Below are 14,832 nucleotides of genomic sequence, written 5' to 3'. Positions count from 1 at the left end.
GTAGGGGAAACCATGTATCGCGGGCTGGCGATAATCTTCGGCTTCTTCCTCATGGGCGAGTGGCTGAGCGAAACCCTCAGTCTTTCAATCCCTGGAAGCGTTCTCGGGATGCTCCTGCTGCTCGGCGCACTTCTCAGCGGGGTGATAAAGTTAGAATGGGTCGAGAACGAAGCGGAGATCTTCGTCAGGAACATGAGCGTTCTCTTCATTCCGCCGGGAGTCGGCATAGTGACATACCTTGGCCTGATAAAGAGCCAAGTGGTGCCAATATTCGGGGCGCTCCTCATCAGCTTCATTGTAACGCTCCTGGCAACGGCGAAAACGGTTGAGTTGATAAGGGGAAGAAAAGGGGGTGATGCCGGATGAACCCCTTCGGGATAACGCTCACCCTGGTTGTATTCTGCATCTTCTCGGAGCTTCACAACAGAAAGAGGGCATTCTATACGAACCCTGTTCTTCTGTCGATACTCACGATAGCGCTCATCCTCAAAGCTGGAAGGATTTCTTACGACTACTACATGGACAGCGCCAGGATACTCAGCTTCCTCCTTGGACCGGCTGTTGTCAGCCTTGCAATCCCTGTCTACAAAGGCCGGAGCACGATAAAGGCATACTCAAAGGAGACGACCATAGGAATCGTCGCTGGAGGGACGATAGCCATACTCAGTGCCTTCTACATGGCGAAGCTCCTCGGGGGAAGCGAGGAGGTTTTGCTCAGCATAGCGCCGAAGAGCGTCACGACTGCAATAGCCATCGGAATAAGCGAGAAGATATGTGGCCTCCCAGCTTTAACGGCCGTTCTGGTGATCCTGACGGGGATCCTCGGCAATGCCCTTGGGGTCGAGCTGCTGAACCTCGTCCGCGTGAAGGACAGAATAGCGAGAGGATTAGCCATGGGCGTTACTTCCCATGGCCTCGGGACGGCTAGGATAATCCTCGACGACGAGCTGGCCGGGGCGGTGAGCGGATTGGCTATGGCCCTTAACGGCGTCTTCACGTCTCTATTGCTTCCCTATCTCATCGAACTCCTCAAGTAGGCACTCGCTTATCCTCAACCTGTCCCTGGCGTCCAGGAACAGCGTGAAGTCACGCTTGGCTATTCTGTCGCTTATTGGCGCGTGCTCGACGAGGAAGGCTATTATCTCCGCCGTGCTGTAAGGAACCTTGATCTGAAGCTCGTCCGCCTTCTTGAAGAGTTTGTCAGGGACTGTGAAGATGTCCTCCCCCTTCCTGACCTCAACACTTATCTTGGAGTTTATCTGCTCCCAGATGGTGATGGTGTTCCTAGCTTTCTCAATCTTTTCAAGGGCCCTTCTCTCAAGAATGCTTATGTTGGCCCTGCTCGTGCCTAAAAGCTCGGCTATCTCGCTCTGTTTCAAACCCCTAGCGCGCAGACGGAGGATCTTAATCTGCTGCTCCGTTAGGAAGCTCTTACTTCTCATTTTAAACACCAGAGTTTAACATGTATCAATGGGTTAAAACTTTTTCCGTACCAAAGGCAAGACTTCAACGTAATCTAGGAAGAGAGGGCAAAATTCCAGCCAAGTTATCCCTCCAGAAAAGCCACGAGAATTCTGGTGGTCCCGCGGCCCGGATTTGAACCGGGGACCTGCGGATCTACAGTCCGCCGCCGCTCCCAGGCTAGGCTACCGCGGGACCCTACAGCCAGCCCGTTCCATAATGCCCTGGGTAGGTTTATAAATTTTTCTCCCAACTTAACTTCGGTGAGAGCATGAAGCTTTATGAACCCATAACGCTCGCAATGCCACTCGCGAAGTGGATAGGGGACTTCATAATGGAGAGGGGCCACCTGCCAAGTGGCGAAGACGTTAGAGAAACAATGAAGAGTTTCGGCCTCGAGGAGATCTGTCTGGACAAAGGTCTAGCCGTTTTTAGGGGCCGCTTTTTAATTGCGCTGGTCTTCCCGAGGAACGAGAATCTCGTCATCGACGTAATATCGTCCAGCGGAGAGCTGAGCGACGCGCTTGAGGTGATAGCCTACCACGATAAAAAGATAGAGGCCTTCGTGGTGGAGATACTGCCGACCAACGACCTTGAATACGAGGGCAACATCGGCATCGAGCCAACAATCATAGACGAGGAGAGCCTTGAGCTCGAGAGCAGCCCGGTTCTGGGCCACTTTGAGGAGGACGAGGAAGGGATGTTCCTGGTGATAGACGGTGAGACCTACGAGCGCTGGAAGGAGGAGGACGATATTCACACCTGCCCGATATGCGGCGGCGAGCTGGCCTGGCGCAAGGAGAAGGCCTACTGTGCAGACTGCGGTTATGGGGTTAAGGTGGTGAGAAAATGAGCCGTATTGTTAAGGCCCAGCTTGTTAAGTACTCCCACCTCGCCCATGAGAGGGGACTTACGGCGGCCTTCGGCGGGAACTTGAGCATCAGACGGGGGAACCTGATCTTCATTAAAGCAACCGGGGCCGTCATGGACGACATAACGAGGGAGCAGGTGGCGGTAATCGACATGAACGGAAAACAACTGTCGGCGATTAGACCCTCATCAGAGTACAGGCTCCACCTGGCGATCTACCGCAAGAGACAAGATGTTAAAGCTATAGCCCATCTCCACCCGCCGTATTCAATAATTGCAGCGACCATGCTCGAGATAGAGCTCCCGGTAATAACTCCAGAGGCGGAGCTGTACCTCAGAAGGATACCGATTGTACCCTTTAGGCCTGCCGGAACGGAGGAGCTGGCAGAGGCTGTCACAGAGGTCGTATGCCAGTCAGATGCAGTTCTGATGGAAAAGCACGGCATCGTCACCGTCGGGAAGAGCCTGAGGGAAGCATTCTACAAGGCCGAACTGGTTGAGGAGAGCGCAAAGCTGTGGTATCTGCTCAGAAAATGATTATCAAACACACGGAAGAAGAGAACCCTCAAAACGCAGGAAATGAGCGGGAAAAGTAAAAGCGCTCACTTAACCTGCTCAAGAGCTCCGAGAACCTCCCAGATGATGGTCCTCGTGTGCATAGGCATGTTCGGATCCTCGCTAATCTCCTCGAGGATGGCTATCGCGTCGGCGGCCCTGACGGCCGGCTCCTTGCTCTCGTCGAGGAGGACCTCTATGGCCTGCTCAGCGGCTCTCCTAATGTTCCTCGGAACGACAGTGTCCTGGACGACCTGCTCCTTGAGAACCTGCACAATCTGGTGAATCAGCTCGCTCATTCTATCACCCCCTTTTCTAAAGAATTGTTACTAAAATCTCCTCGGGTTATCTTAAGCTTTCCTAACTAAAAAACTTTTCGGTTAACGTCGAAACTAAAGAAGGAAAATCAGTACTCGACCCCCCTCCTCGCAAGGATGCCCTTCTGATAGGGGTGCTTTATCTCCCTCATCTCGGTGACGTAGTCAGCTAACTCGAAGAGCTCCTCCGGGCAGTAGCGGCCGGTGATGACGAGCTCGGTGTGGGGTGCTTTGCTTTTGATGAGCTCCTTGACTTCATCGACGTCGAGCATGCCGAAGCCTAAAGCAACACAGAGCTCATCGAGGATGACCAAGTCCCACTCTCCGCTCGAGACAACTTCCTTTGCGCGCTGAAGGGCTTTCTTGGCGGCCTCTATGTCGTCGGGCTCGGGTTTGCCGTGGACGAACTTCGGTAACCCAAAGGACTCTATGACCGCACCGCATTCGGCTATCTTCTTCTGCTCTCCGTAAACGTTCCCGGCCTTCATGAACTGGAGGATTATCACCTTCCCGCCGGAGCCGAGCATTCTCACCGCGAGGCCAAAAGCGGCGGTTGTCTTCCCCTTCCCGTTGCCGGTGTATATGTGAACTAAGCCAAGCTTGTCTTTCCAGGGCATGTGGATTCACCGGGTGGATATAATCGCCAAGGGTTTTTAGGGGTTTGGATGAAATTAAAGAAAGGGTTAAATTCTTGCTCATATAACCTTCTAGTTGGGTGAACCAAGATGCCAGATTACTTTTTAATATCCCTTTCAAACAGAAGAAATCTAGAACTTTGCATAGAATACGCCCTTGCTGGTTTTACAAACAATATAAATGGTCTCTGGACATTTTTCGACATAAACGTTGGAGATTATGTCTCTTTTCTGTACGGAGCAAGAGTCAGAAACCTGTACCGGGTTGTTAGAAAAGTTGCCTACAAAAACGCGGAGAATCTTCCTCCTTGGCCGCCGATAACCTTCAGATCAAAAAGGACATATTATTTTCCTTTCAGGCTGTTCTTAAAACAGGAGAGAGAATTTAATGAGCCAATGGTCAGGCCTGAATTTTCTTACGTAGCTGAGAACTTGCTTTTGAGAGGTGGCTATAGAAAGACACATTTTCAAGCCGATACAATAACCTTTTACAATGTCTCTGAGATGGGAAACGCATTTAATGGCAAAACCAAGTATATAGAGTTCGAGGCCGAGCCTTTTGAACCCAAAATTGTTTTCAAACGAGAAAACCAAAAAATTCCGGAAAAGTTCTACTTTAAAGAACTTATACTCCAGTCCCTCGTGAGAAGAAAAATCCAGAGTTCCGTTCTCGATGATGCTTTGGAATTTTTTGGTGTTGATAAGTCTCCAGATGAATTTGAAGTGCTTGGTGAAAAAGCCCTTCCTGAGGGATACGTCGATATATTCATCAAGCTAAGACATCCAACTGGAACAAATAAGTATCTGCTCGTAGAAGTTAAGACAGGGAGGGCACAAAGAAAAGACATAGAACAATTAACAGGATACATAAGCGAATTTAGCAATGAAACTGTTGGGGGAATATTAATCGCCAGAGATTTTTCAAAATCTGCCTTTGATAATTCCAAAATCCTGCCAGTTAGATACTATTTTGATGACCTAGACAAATCGGCAGAATATAGTTACGAAGAACTGCTGAGAATGCTAACCTTAGAGGTGGTAATATGAGAAAAAGATTGTTTATATTCATAACACCGGATGGAGCTACATATTCGTCCCCTAACGAGATATATCCTGACATGGAAAACTTTCAAGTGCTTGGATTTGGTGAAGGATTGAATGAAGAAGAAGCGTTTGAGAACTTTATTAAGAACAATAAATGGGTGTTAGAGACGCAGTTTAACGAGGTAATCTCCATAGAGGTAAAGTCGAGAATTTACCAAGGCAAAAGATTTTATCTCAACAACAGAAGCTCGACGAGCTCGACTTCAAACCGCTCATTCCGAAGCTAAGGTTGACCACAGTTTGTGACCACTTTGAGATGTTGCTTGCTAAAGAGTGCATGCTCCAAATTCATACCTTCTAATACTAGGATTTCTCATAAAAACCACTGTATATTTCAGTCCACTTTTCTTTTTTGACGCCCTTCGGGCGTCGGTTTAAAAGTGAACTCCTCACGAAAGGGCGTGCTATAGCGGATTCCAACACTCTGGAGGTTAAATTTAACGGCAATCACACTTTAGAAGCGAGCTTCAAGAAGGAACCACGAACTTTGATCAAACTTTCGCTTGGCGAAAGTTTGTTAGAATTATGGGGCCGGGGCCGGGATTTGAACCCGGGCTAGGGGATCCACAGTCCCCTGTGCTAACCAGGCTACACCACCCCGGCCATGTCCAGCTAAACCTTTTGAGTTAGCTTTATAAAGTTTTCGTCAGAACGGGCTGAAAGAGGGAGCTGAGACCTTTTACATTCAATAACCGAACTCAGAGGAGAGATTGAAAACCGTCAAACCACACGGGGAGGTTTCGAGATGAAAGCCAAGAGAGAAGCGCTCGCGAGCCTCTTCACGGCCATAAATGAGGGTAAAGTCGACGAAGACATAATAGGCCTTCTCCTTCTCATCAACTCGATAAAGGGCATCTACACCACATCCTCCTGCTCGGGGAGGATTGGAATCATCGAGGAGCCGGCCCTGGGGGCAAAGCCCCTCTCCCGCTGGCTGATAAAGGTCCACAGACTCATAGAATTTGAAGAAGCAAAAGAAGCCCTGAAAAATGCCAAAGAGGGAATCATCTTCCTCAAGAGCCAGCCACCCATCTTCCACGTCGTTGCCGAAGACCTTGAGAAGGCAAAGAAGCTCCACGAGCTAGGCTTAGCTTCAGGCTTCAAGTACACCACCTTCAAGGTAATCTCCAAGCGCTATCTCGTTGAGATAAACGCCACCGAATACCTTACCGCTCCCCTTGGAAAGGATGGAAAGGTCCTGGTGGACGACGAATACCTCCGCTTCGCCATCGAGATCGGCAACGAGATGCTGAAGCGCTCGAAGGGCAGGCTCACCCGCCTTGAGGAGAACTTCAGAAAGCTGAAGAAGGAGCTTGGCGAAGACGAGCTGTTCTACGAGATAGCCTCCAAGTACATGATAGACTACTCTAACATCATTACACTCGGGATGCTGGATCGGAGGGTGGAAAGGCTGAGAAAGGGGATAGAATCTCTGGGAGGATAGCTTTTTATCTCATCTCGTTCCACTCCGGGTTTCCGTACCTCTCCCCTATCAGTTTCTCTGCAAGTTCGAGCTCGTAGTCCGTCAGCTGGCCTTCTTCCAGCTCAAATGCGGCAAAGAACTTGTCTTTCAGCAGCTCGTAGGTCTCCCAGCGGTTCAGCTTTATTCCTTCGCGCTCCAGCGTCGTAACCCTCTCCCAGATGCTCGAAACTCCTTTATCGGAAAGCTTTGCCTTCGAAATCCTCAGAACCTTCGCGAGTATATCCACCCTCGTCGCGTACATGAACGTGCCGTGCTGGAGGATTACCCCCTTTCTCCTCGTCTGGGCAGAGCCACTTATCTTCTTGCCGTTGGCGACGATATCGTTCAGGCCGGAAAAGCCGGCGTGGAGGCCAAGCTCCCTCAGAGCATCGACGAGCGGACCTGCCAGGTAGCGATAGCTCTCCTCGACGTTCCTCAGGGCGGAATGGTAGTCCTCACCAATGACCACCGAATAGGTTATCTCACCGAACTCGTCGTGGAAGACGCTTCCGCCACCGGTTATGCGCCTTACAACCGGAATTCTGAGCTTCCTGGCGGCATCGAGGTCAACGTCGTGCCTGACGCTCTGGAAGCGGCCTATAGTTACCGAGCTGGGACTGAAAGCGTAGAGCCGCACCGTGTCGGGGACCTTGCCCTCGATTCTAGCGCGCATTATTGCCTCGTCTATCGCCATCTGAACCTCTGGCCTGGCAACTATGAGCGGAATGAACCTCATGCTATCACCAATGTTAAAAAATCAAGAACGTTTTTAAGCCCAGCGATGATGACGCCAAGCCCTCCTGACGGGTGATGAAAGCGGTCACCACTGAGCGGATAAGAAACTTTGCCTGCGAAAAGTTTCATCAAAGTTCGTGATTCCTTCGTTGGGGGCCTTTTTGGAATGGGTTTTCTTTTTTCTGAGCTTGCGTGATTTGTGGAACTCTGCAAACGCTCATTTTTGATGGGGTTTGCTTTTTGGATAAGCGCCCTTCGGGCGCTGAGGAGAGAAAACCTTCTAACGGGCCCTTATGAGGTAGTTCCTCACAAAAGCCCCCAAGTCAAGTAAAAACCAACTTAGTTGGGTAAACTCACCAAGAATCACAAACCTTGGTCAAGGGTGAGGGGGAGGAGCCTCCAGTGGATCAAGAGAAAAAGGAAGGTGAGAAACCGTAGTTTCCCAGATTTTAGAGAAGAATGGGGTTGTGGGACGAAGCCCCACTAAAACAAACTTTGCTAGCGCAAAGTTTGATCAAAAAGTATGATCCGATTAACTGCCGGAATGCGTTTGTATGTCTTCGGTAGGAGTGTGGATTTATGCTGGTTTCATTATCAAGGAAACCACTGATATTAGTTTCCATTTCCTTTCGGTGTTCTTTGAGCACCGTATTCTCAGTGAAACATTCTACAAGCAGCAATTTGAGTTTGAAACCATCTAAGAAAAGGATAGTCAAAAAAGACATACGAACTTTGATCAAACTTTGCGAAGGCAAAGTTTGCCGGTCAGGGGCCGATTAGCTCCTCATCGGTCTCTCGGCCACCTACCCTCACATCATCCCAGGCCGAGGCGCTCCCTTATCTCGAGCGGGATGAGGCCTATCTTCGGGAAAACTAGCAGGGCCTTGTCCTCGACGGCATAGGCCGGAACGCACGGGATTGGCCCGTAAGGCGTTGGATAATCGGGGTCGGGAGCCCAGTTGTTGTCGCCCCATGTGACGAAGCACTTCTCAGTTTTCCCTCCAAGGTTTACCTCCTTTATCTCCCTGACACGGTGGATTATCGGGTATTCGTAACCCGGGCGCTTATAGACGACCACGTCGCCAACGCGGATTTCATCTATGTTGTTTTCACTTATCCCCTTCAGGAGGACGACATCCCCCCTGTAAAAGACGGGTTCCATGGAGCCACTCACCACTATGACCAGCGGTGAGTCCGTGTGAAGGGCCATCTTAAGCCCGAATTGGAGTGCAAAAACTGCTATGAACGCGATTAGGATCCATGCTATGTCCTTTTTCCACGACTCATCCATTTCAACGCCTCCATTAGAGTGCTTATTCTCGCGGGTATGGCACCTATCGCGGTGCATGTTTCAAGGCTGACCCTTTTCCCGGTTATATCCATATGATAGCGCGCCATCTTAAATATTTCCTTCGGGAGGCCATGCCTTCCAAGGCCTATCAAGAGCAGAAAACTCTCGCCTTTCAACGCCCTCTCCGCGAGCTCAAGCGGAGTTATCTCCTTCTCCTCGCTTGGTTTTCTGGTGGTCGCAACCGGTGTACCGAACTGCGGGGGAAATCCCCTCTTCGGGAACTCGAGGAGATGGAAGCGGTTTCTCTGGGCGAGCTCGAGGAGATACTTCCCTCCCTCGCCTATGGTGGTGTGGCCGGCTATCTCTTCGGCAACATCAACAGGCCTGCCCTCGAATGGGAATCCCACCAGAGCTAGGTGAAAACCGTAGGCGTAAGCTATAGGTCCAGCTCTAGCTATGGCCCTCAGATGGGCCTCGTGCAGCTTCTTCGGGTCGTATGTGTTGTAGAGCGCAACAGTCAACATGGTCCTTCTGAAAAAGTGTCCAACAAAGGTTTATAAGGATTTATAGCAGACTAAACATTTAGTATGACCACGCCAGAGGAAATAAACCTGCTTGTTGAAAGGGGCTACTATGAGGAGGCCCTTGAAAAGGTTCACGAGATTGAGGACCCCATAGACCAGGTGCAGGTTCTCACCAAGATAGCCGTAGCCATATACCAGCACGATGGCCCAATGGAGTGGATTCCGAGCATCATAGAGGATGCCATGTACATCGCGAAGAAACTCAGAGACCCTGCTAACAAGGCCGTGGCGTATTCCATAATCGCATCCACCCTCGCGATAATGGAGTACGAAGAGGACGCGATGGACTTCTTCAACCGGGCGATAGATGAGGCGAACGAGATAGAGAGTCCCATAGAGAAGGGCATGGTTCTCTCGACCCTTGCCTATTATCTCGCCATTGCAGGCTATCCTGACAATGCCCTAGAGATCTTCAACATTGCCTTCGATACTATAATCGGGGCCGAGACCAGCTATACCCACAAGGTGGACGGCATACTGAGGATAGGAGATCTTCTTGAAAAGGCTGGAGATACCCTGCCATCGAACAAGGCCATGGACTTTTATAAAATGGCATTTGACATATTTGACAAACTCCACGTCAATCAGCGTGCGGCGATGGTCGAGAAGAAGATAGAGCTTGCAAAAACGGTTTACGACGTTGGACTTCCACAGATACGTGCAGCCCTGCTCAAAGGGAAAAACCACTACGCGCTGGCCCTTATAGAGAAGAAGTACAGCGGTGTTATTAGGCTCATTGGAGAGCTTGAAGTTGCCCTCTGGATGAAAAGAGTGAACAACATGGAATACCTCGACGTTGTGGACAAGGCTTTCGAGTGCTGCGAGAACCCAAGATTCACCGACGTCAACGTCCAGCACATAGCAAGGCTCCTAACCGAGCTTGGAAACCTGAGAAGGGCACTGAAATTCGCAAAAGAAATCCAGGATATCCACAAGAGAAGCGAGGCACTGAAGGCGATAGCCCTTGAGCTGGTCAGAAGGAAGGAGTTCGAAGAGGTAAAGAAGATTATTGAAAGCATCCCAGATCCAAAGATAAAGGAGGAGGCACTCAACGAGATTGGGACCATAGAGGGGAGCCAGTGAGGGGTCCGCATGATATTTGATGCCCATTCAGACCTGCCTACTTTTGTCTATGACGAGAGGAAGAAGGGAAAAACCCTTGTCCTCGAGGAAAGTTTTAACCAATTCTTTGCCCCGGGCGTAGCCGCTCGAGTGATGGCCATCTGGACAAAATCGGACAGGAGAGGCTCGGCCCTGAGATACGGGCTGGAGGTTCTCAACGCCCTTCAGAAAGATGTTGCGGAGAGCGAGCGCTTCGAGCTTGTGAAAAGCGTTGGGAAGATGAAAAAGGCCATCGAGGAAGGAAGGATTGCCCTCTGGTTGGGCCTTGAGGGAGGAGAGCCGATAGGGGACAGTCTGGATTTGCTGGAGGTTTTCCACCACCTCGGCCTGAGGGTTCTAACGCTCACATGGAGCCTTCGCAATGCCATAGGCGATGGTGTCTTCGAGAGGACAAACGGTGGCCTGACCAACTTCGGCGTTGAAGTCGTCGGAAAGGCTGAGGAACTGGGAATCCTCATAGACCTCAACCACATAAACGAAGCCGGCTTCTGGGATGCCCTAGACGTTACCGCATTCCCCGTTATGGCCTCGCACTCCAATGCGAGAGCGCTATGCGATCATCCGAGGAACCTCACGGACGAGCAGATAAAGGCCATAGCAGAGCGAGATGGAGTTATCGGGGCGGTTGCCATTCCGAGCTTTGTAGACAGGGAAAAGCCAACGCTGGAGAAGTACGTTGATCACATCGCTTATATGGCCGAGCTGGCAGGATACAAGCACGTAGGACTCGGCTTCGACTTCGTGTATTACCTGTCCGGCTGGAACGGGAGGAGCGTTGAGGGCTTTGAGGACGAGTCGAAGATTCCGGCGCTGCTCGAGAGGCTGAACGAGAACTTCAGCGCGAAAGAAGTTAGAGCGATAACTTTCAGGAACCTCGAGCGCCTTTTTGAAAGGGTTATCGGATGACGGAATCTTTTTATCCTCTTTTTCTCAGCAATCCGCGGTGAGTCCATGGAGGAGGTCTACTTCTTAACCGCAGGAGACGCGAGAAGGCTGCTCTTCGCGAGAGGAGGAGCGAGGCTTAACCTGGATTTGAGAAAGACCGGGCGTTCATGGCTGATAACCATTGAAGGGAACGATTTCATATTCCCCGACGGGACGCGCGTTGAGAGGAGCGTAATCGAAAGGGTCGCGAGGGACGAGGGGAGCGTTTACTTCGTCAAAAACGGGGGCGTTTACAAGGCGGCAATAGCCGGAGAGCACTACTACAAGCTCGTGCCAACGGTTCCGCCCACGATAGAGATAAACGGCATCAGGATGCACCGGACGAAGGACATAAACCCCCTCCAAGACACCCTCAACAAGGTGAATACCGTCAAACCCAAGGAGGGTGAAACTGTTCTAGATACCTGCATGGGGCTCGGATACACATCGATAGAGGCCGCGAAACGCGGTGCTTACGTGATAACGGTAGAAAAGGATAAGAGCGTCATAGAACTGGCAAGAATAAACCCCTGGAGCAGGGAGCTCTTCCAGGGCGGGAAGATTCAGATCATCCACGGGGATGCCTTCGAGGTCGTAAAGAGGTTCAACGACGGGAGCTTCGATGTGATAATCCACGATCCCCCGCGCTTTTCTCTGGCGGGTCATCTCTACAGCGGAGAGTTTTATGAGGAGCTCTTCAGAATCCTAAAGCCCGGTGGAAGGCTTTTCCACTACGTTGGAAACCCCGGGAAGAAGTACAGGAGAAAAGACCTCCAGAAGGGCGTGATGGAGCGCCTAAGAAAGGCAGGCTTCGTTGGTGTTAGAAGGGCCGAGGAAGCGCTCGGTGTAGTGGCGAGGAAGCCGGAGAAAAGAACAAAATGAACGGGCTCACTCTAAGCCCTTCAGAATCTTCTCCACATCGAAACCTTCCTCGTACTTCTTGAGCTTCCTCTCGAAGAACTCCATGAAGAGCTTGTAGCGCTTGGCCCTGTGCTTTGGAGAACCCCTTATGCTGTGGCCGTGAGCACCGCGCTTGAATATCGCTATGTAGGCCTCCTTGCCGAGGTCCTTGAGGGCGTGGTAGAACATGACGCTCTGGTCGAGCGGGCAGCGGTAGTCCTCCAGCGAATGGATGAGCAGTATCGGTGCCTTGACGTTCTCGACGTAGAAGAGCGGGCTGAGCTTTCTGTAGTTCTCGTTGTTCAGCGGGTCATCTCCGATTACCTCCCTGTCGAACCAGAGACCTATATCGGAGAAAGCGTAGCTCGTCAGCCAGTAACTTATGCCGTTCTCACTTATTCCAGCCTTGAAGAGCTCGCTCTGCGTCAGCGCCCAGTTGGTCATGAATCCACCGTAGCTGATGCCCGTTATTCCAACCCTCCCGCGGTCGGCCTGCGGTTCAAGCCTGAAGAACGCCTCGATTCCGTTCATTATATCCAGGAAGTCCTCGAGGCCTGTTCTCTCCAGAACGCGGAGGGCGAAGTCCTCTGAATAGCCGTTGCTTCCACGCGGGTTCACGAAGACGATGTAGTAACCCTTACTCGCCATCAGCTGCATCTCGTACTTGAAGTAGTGGCCGTACATTCCCTTCGGCCCGCCGTGGACGAAGACTATGACCGGAGCCTTCTCGTCCTCCTTCAGCTCTGGCTTAATGTACCAGCCGTCTATCTCGAGGTCGAGGGACTTAAACCTGAAGTGCCTCGGCTCAAAGGTCCTGAGCCTCTCAAAGAGCGGCCCGTTGTAGTCGGTGAGCTGCTTAAGTTCGCCGTCGTAGAGGTAGAGCTCCCTCAAGCGCGTTGCAGTCTCGATGAGCATCGCAACCTTTCCACCGTCGACGTCGAAGCCCATGACCCAGTGCTCGCCAACGGTTATAGACTCAACCTCACCATCCCACAGGTAGAGGTTGATACTGCCAGCCTCGTAGAGGGTGAAGTAGACTCTGCCATCGTCGAGCCTAGCCTGGCCTGTATTCCTGCCGAGGTGTTCATTTATAGCCTTCAGCTCGCCGTCGTAGAGGTAGAGGAAGTCGTGCTCGCTGAGCTTTTTCTTCTCGGGCTTGCCGCGAAGGAGGATGGTTTTGCCGTCGGAATCAACCGCCTGGAAGGAAACCTTCTCGAAGAGTTTCTCCTCATCTCCATCGCGCCAGAGGTAGATATCGGTGAACTTGAAGAAGGCGGGCTTGCCCTCCTCGCGGTGAGGAACGTTGACGACTATGGCGTTGCCGTGCCAGATACCTGAGCTGAAGCGCGGCTTCTCAAACTCCTCGAGTATCTCCTCGCTCTCGGTGTCGAGAATCCAGAAGGTGGTCTTCTCGCCGTCGAAGAAGCCCATGTTGTCGAACCACACAGGGACATCGTCCTCGAAGATGAAGTCCTCATCGTCCCTGCGCTTGAAGCCTACAATAAGGAGACGCCGGGAATCGTCGTTCCACTGGATGAAGCGGACGTTTTTAGCCTCCAGAACCTTCTTGGCGCTAAGCGTTTCAACGTCGGCAACCCATATCTCGGAAGTCTTCTTCTCCTCGTTGGGCCTCATGAAGGCGAGCTTCCTGCCATCCGGAGAAAAGCGAGGCATGGAAGCGTTCTCGATGAAGCGCCTTGTTCCAGTTTCGATGTCCTCAACCACCACAGTGTTCTCGTACCTATTGTCCTTCATGTTGGCCTTGGTCAGAACGTAGGCGACCCTATCTCCCTTGATCTGGGGGTCGCCCAAATAAGCAAACTTAGAAAAGGTCTTTTCGTTCCATTCGATGCTGCTCATAACGGTATCACCGATTTAGTAGAGAGCCTTAAAAGTATATAAGCCTAACCCAGTGGACAGGTGGAAACATGAAAGATGAGTACGCCGTTGGAATAATTCTCATAGCGGGACTCGCCGTATCACTGGCCTTCAGGACGTACCTTGGAGTAGTCCTCGCTGCAATAGGGATACCGCTCTACCTGGCCTACGTAGCCAGAGAACAGAACATACTGGCGAAGTCGAGGCTCTTCGACAGGGATCTCTTCCTCATGATAGCCATAGCGATAGTCGTGATACTTGTCTTCAACTACATATGGGATCCGAGAATGGGCCTCATAGCGATGGCAGTGGTGATTCCAGTCCTAGCTCTCTACGCGGACAGACTAAAGGCGAGAAAGAAGTCCCATAAGGCCTGAGAGGTTTCCGGTTCTCTTATAATTCCTTAGTTCTTTCCTCATCTCGTCTAGAAAAGATCCCCCAACGCCGAACTTTTCCCTTATCCTGCGCGAGATGTAGTTGTCGTTGATGAAGAGCATGGCCATCGCCGATGTGAGGTTCTTGGGCTTCCTGAAGCCGGCCTTCTCGAAGTCTATAAGCCAGACGCGCTTACCAACTATTATGTGCTTTCCGCCCTGTATCTGGCCATGATCGAGGCCGAGCCTGTCAAGAAGGGCCGTTTTATGGGCTATCTCGAAGAGATGGCGCTTTTCAACCTCGGCGTAGAAGATTATCTCACCCTCTGCAAACTCGCGAATGAGATATTCGAGGCCCTCAAAGGTTCCGTAGTCTACAAGCCGGGGCGTTACCTCGTATGGCTCGAGTATCTTGATGATCTCCGCCTCCCTCTTGAAGTTCATCCTCGGAGAATCCGGACGCTGGAGCTTAACTATGACGCTTTTTTCCTCTAATCTGGCTCTGAAAATAAGGCTCGTCGTCCCTTTGGCGTAAGGCTTTATTTCGGCCAATCCTAACCCTTCCAGGTGAGAGTAAAAGCGCTCCAGCTGAGCTCTGCTTATCAGGTGGTCGAACATAG

Annotated in this window: 19 protein-coding genes and 2 tRNA genes; 11 read left to right on the top strand and 10 right to left on the bottom strand. The window is 51.2% G+C overall.

Annotation, left to right across the window (positions count from 1 at the left end; genetic code table 11):
* The first annotated feature begins 12 nt into the window (after positions 1 to 12).
* Both E3E32_RS08350 and E3E32_RS08345 read left to right on the top strand, forming a co-directional pair.
* Positions 13 to 366: a CidA/LrgA family protein gene (locus E3E32_RS08350; RefSeq protein ID WP_012572485.1), complete on the top strand. Its 354-nt coding sequence runs from the start codon at positions 13 to 15 to the stop codon at positions 364 to 366.
* Complete coding sequence (locus tag E3E32_RS08345) at positions 363 to 1,037, top strand: CidB/LrgB family autolysis modulator (protein ID WP_167731336.1); 675 nt, start codon at positions 363 to 365, stop codon at positions 1,035 to 1,037. Before E3E32_RS08350 ends, E3E32_RS08345 begins: the two co-directional genes overlap by 4 nt.
* Here the strand turns inward: E3E32_RS08345 and E3E32_RS08340 are convergent.
* Both E3E32_RS08340 and E3E32_RS08335 read right to left on the bottom strand, forming a co-directional pair.
* Positions 1,002 to 1,442: a Tfx family DNA-binding protein gene (locus E3E32_RS08340; protein ID WP_167731606.1), complete on the bottom strand. Its 441-nt coding sequence runs from the start codon at positions 1,440 to 1,442 to the stop codon at positions 1,002 to 1,004. The two genes, E3E32_RS08345 and E3E32_RS08340, sit on opposite strands and share 36 nt — an antisense overlap.
* A gap of 136 nt (positions 1,443 to 1,578) precedes the next feature.
* A tRNA-Tyr gene (locus E3E32_RS08335) sits at positions 1,579 to 1,656 on the bottom strand.
* Positions 1,657 to 1,732: 76 nt separating this feature from the next.
* Here E3E32_RS08335 and E3E32_RS08330 point away from each other — a divergent pair.
* Together E3E32_RS08330 and E3E32_RS08325 are read left to right on the top strand one after the other, a co-directional pair.
* Positions 1,733 to 2,314, top strand: coding sequence for a hypothetical protein (locus E3E32_RS08330; protein ID WP_167731335.1), 582 nt, complete (start codon positions 1,733 to 1,735; stop codon positions 2,312 to 2,314).
* Complete coding sequence (locus E3E32_RS08325; protein ID WP_167731334.1) at positions 2,311 to 2,868, top strand: aldolase; 558 nt, start codon at positions 2,311 to 2,313, stop codon at positions 2,866 to 2,868. Before E3E32_RS08330 ends, E3E32_RS08325 begins: the two co-directional genes overlap by 4 nt.
* Before the next feature lie 65 nt (positions 2,869 to 2,933).
* On the opposite strand, the gene E3E32_RS08320 is transcribed toward E3E32_RS08325, so the two are convergent.
* Positions 2,934 to 3,185, bottom strand: a complete 252-nt coding sequence (locus E3E32_RS08320) for a UPF0147 family protein (protein WP_012572490.1) — start codon at positions 3,183 to 3,185, stop codon at positions 2,934 to 2,936.
* 107 nt (positions 3,186 to 3,292) lie between these two features.
* Positions 3,293 to 3,820 carry a cob(I)yrinic acid a,c-diamide adenosyltransferase gene (cobO, locus tag E3E32_RS08315; RefSeq protein ID WP_167731333.1) on the bottom strand — a complete coding sequence of 176 codons (528 nt, stop codon included), beginning with the start codon at positions 3,818 to 3,820 and terminating at the stop codon, positions 3,293 to 3,295.
* Positions 3,821 to 3,928: 108 nt separating this feature from the next.
* Here cobO and E3E32_RS08310 point away from each other — a divergent pair, with 108 nt between their 5' ends.
* Both E3E32_RS08310 and E3E32_RS08305 read left to right on the top strand, forming a co-directional pair.
* Entirely contained in the window at positions 3,929 to 4,885 is a 957-nt protein-coding gene (locus tag E3E32_RS08310) for an endonuclease NucS (protein WP_167731332.1), read from the top strand.
* The gene (locus tag E3E32_RS08305; RefSeq protein ID WP_167731331.1) at positions 4,882 to 5,169 is read left to right on the top strand and encodes a hypothetical protein; all 288 of its coding nucleotides are present in this window, start codon (positions 4,882 to 4,884) and stop codon (positions 5,167 to 5,169) included. Before E3E32_RS08310 ends, E3E32_RS08305 begins: the two co-directional genes overlap by 4 nt.
* Before the next feature lie 299 nt (positions 5,170 to 5,468).
* Here the strand turns inward: E3E32_RS08305 and E3E32_RS08300 are convergent.
* Positions 5,469 to 5,545, bottom strand: a tRNA-His gene (locus E3E32_RS08300).
* Between the two features lie 142 nt (positions 5,546 to 5,687).
* Between E3E32_RS08300 and E3E32_RS08295 the strand changes: the two genes are divergently transcribed.
* Positions 5,688 to 6,386 (top strand): hypothetical protein, encoded by a 699-nt coding sequence (locus E3E32_RS08295; RefSeq protein ID WP_240910606.1) that lies wholly within the window; start codon positions 5,688 to 5,690, stop codon positions 6,384 to 6,386.
* 4 nt (positions 6,387 to 6,390) lie between these two features.
* On the opposite strand, the gene E3E32_RS08290 is transcribed toward E3E32_RS08295, so the two are convergent.
* From E3E32_RS08290 to E3E32_RS08280, 3 genes are all read right to left on the bottom strand, one after another.
* Positions 6,391 to 7,140 (bottom strand): biotin/lipoate A/B protein ligase family protein, encoded by a 750-nt coding sequence (locus E3E32_RS08290; RefSeq protein WP_167731330.1) that lies wholly within the window; start codon positions 7,138 to 7,140, stop codon positions 6,391 to 6,393.
* A gap of 813 nt (positions 7,141 to 7,953) precedes the next feature.
* On the bottom strand, positions 7,954 to 8,430 hold the full coding sequence (locus E3E32_RS08285; RefSeq protein WP_167731329.1) for a signal peptidase I: 477 nt from the start codon (positions 8,428 to 8,430) through the stop codon (positions 7,954 to 7,956).
* Positions 8,403 to 8,954, bottom strand: coding sequence for a DUF531 domain-containing protein (locus E3E32_RS08280; RefSeq protein WP_167731328.1), 552 nt, complete (start codon positions 8,952 to 8,954; stop codon positions 8,403 to 8,405). The genes E3E32_RS08285 and E3E32_RS08280 overlap by 28 nt, the downstream gene beginning before the upstream one ends.
* Positions 8,955 to 9,017: 63 nt before the next feature.
* Here E3E32_RS08280 and E3E32_RS08275 point away from each other — a divergent pair, with 63 nt between their 5' ends.
* From E3E32_RS08275 to E3E32_RS08265, 3 genes are read left to right on the top strand one after another with little or no spacing between them, the layout of a single operon-like run.
* Positions 9,018 to 10,097, top strand: coding sequence for a hypothetical protein (locus E3E32_RS08275; protein WP_167731327.1), 1,080 nt, complete (start codon positions 9,018 to 9,020; stop codon positions 10,095 to 10,097).
* A gap of 9 nt (positions 10,098 to 10,106) precedes the next feature.
* On the top strand, positions 10,107 to 11,042 hold the full coding sequence (locus E3E32_RS08270) for a dipeptidase (protein ID WP_167731326.1): 936 nt from the start codon (positions 10,107 to 10,109) through the stop codon (positions 11,040 to 11,042).
* Between the two features lie 45 nt (positions 11,043 to 11,087).
* Complete coding sequence (locus tag E3E32_RS08265; protein WP_167731325.1) at positions 11,088 to 11,942, top strand: methyltransferase domain-containing protein; 855 nt, start codon at positions 11,088 to 11,090, stop codon at positions 11,940 to 11,942.
* A 6-nt stretch (positions 11,943 to 11,948) separates the two neighbouring features.
* Here E3E32_RS08265 and E3E32_RS08260 read toward each other — a convergent pair whose 3' ends face one another.
* A complete protein-coding gene (locus E3E32_RS08260) occupies positions 11,949 to 13,820 on the bottom strand; it encodes a S9 family peptidase (protein ID WP_167731324.1) in 1,872 nt (623 codons plus the stop codon).
* A 68-nt stretch (positions 13,821 to 13,888) separates the two neighbouring features.
* Here E3E32_RS08260 and E3E32_RS08255 point away from each other — a divergent pair, with 68 nt between their 5' ends.
* On the top strand, positions 13,889 to 14,215 hold the full coding sequence (locus E3E32_RS08255; RefSeq protein ID WP_167731323.1) for a hypothetical protein: 327 nt from the start codon (positions 13,889 to 13,891) through the stop codon (positions 14,213 to 14,215).
* On the opposite strand, the gene E3E32_RS08250 is transcribed toward E3E32_RS08255, so the two are convergent.
* The gene (locus E3E32_RS08250) at positions 14,183 to 14,830 is read right to left on the bottom strand and encodes a phosphotransferase (RefSeq protein WP_167731322.1); all 648 of its coding nucleotides are present in this window, start codon (positions 14,828 to 14,830) and stop codon (positions 14,183 to 14,185) included. The two genes, E3E32_RS08255 and E3E32_RS08250, sit on opposite strands and share 33 nt — an antisense overlap.
* Between the last annotated feature and the right edge of the window lie 2 nt (positions 14,831 to 14,832).

Source organism: Thermococcus sp. GR6 (assembly GCF_012027415.1).
Classification (GTDB): Archaea; Methanobacteriota_B; Thermococci; order Thermococcales; family Thermococcaceae; genus Thermococcus; species Thermococcus onnurineus.
Note: the sequence above shows the minus strand (reverse complement) of the source record. Positions and strands in the feature narration are given on the sequence as shown.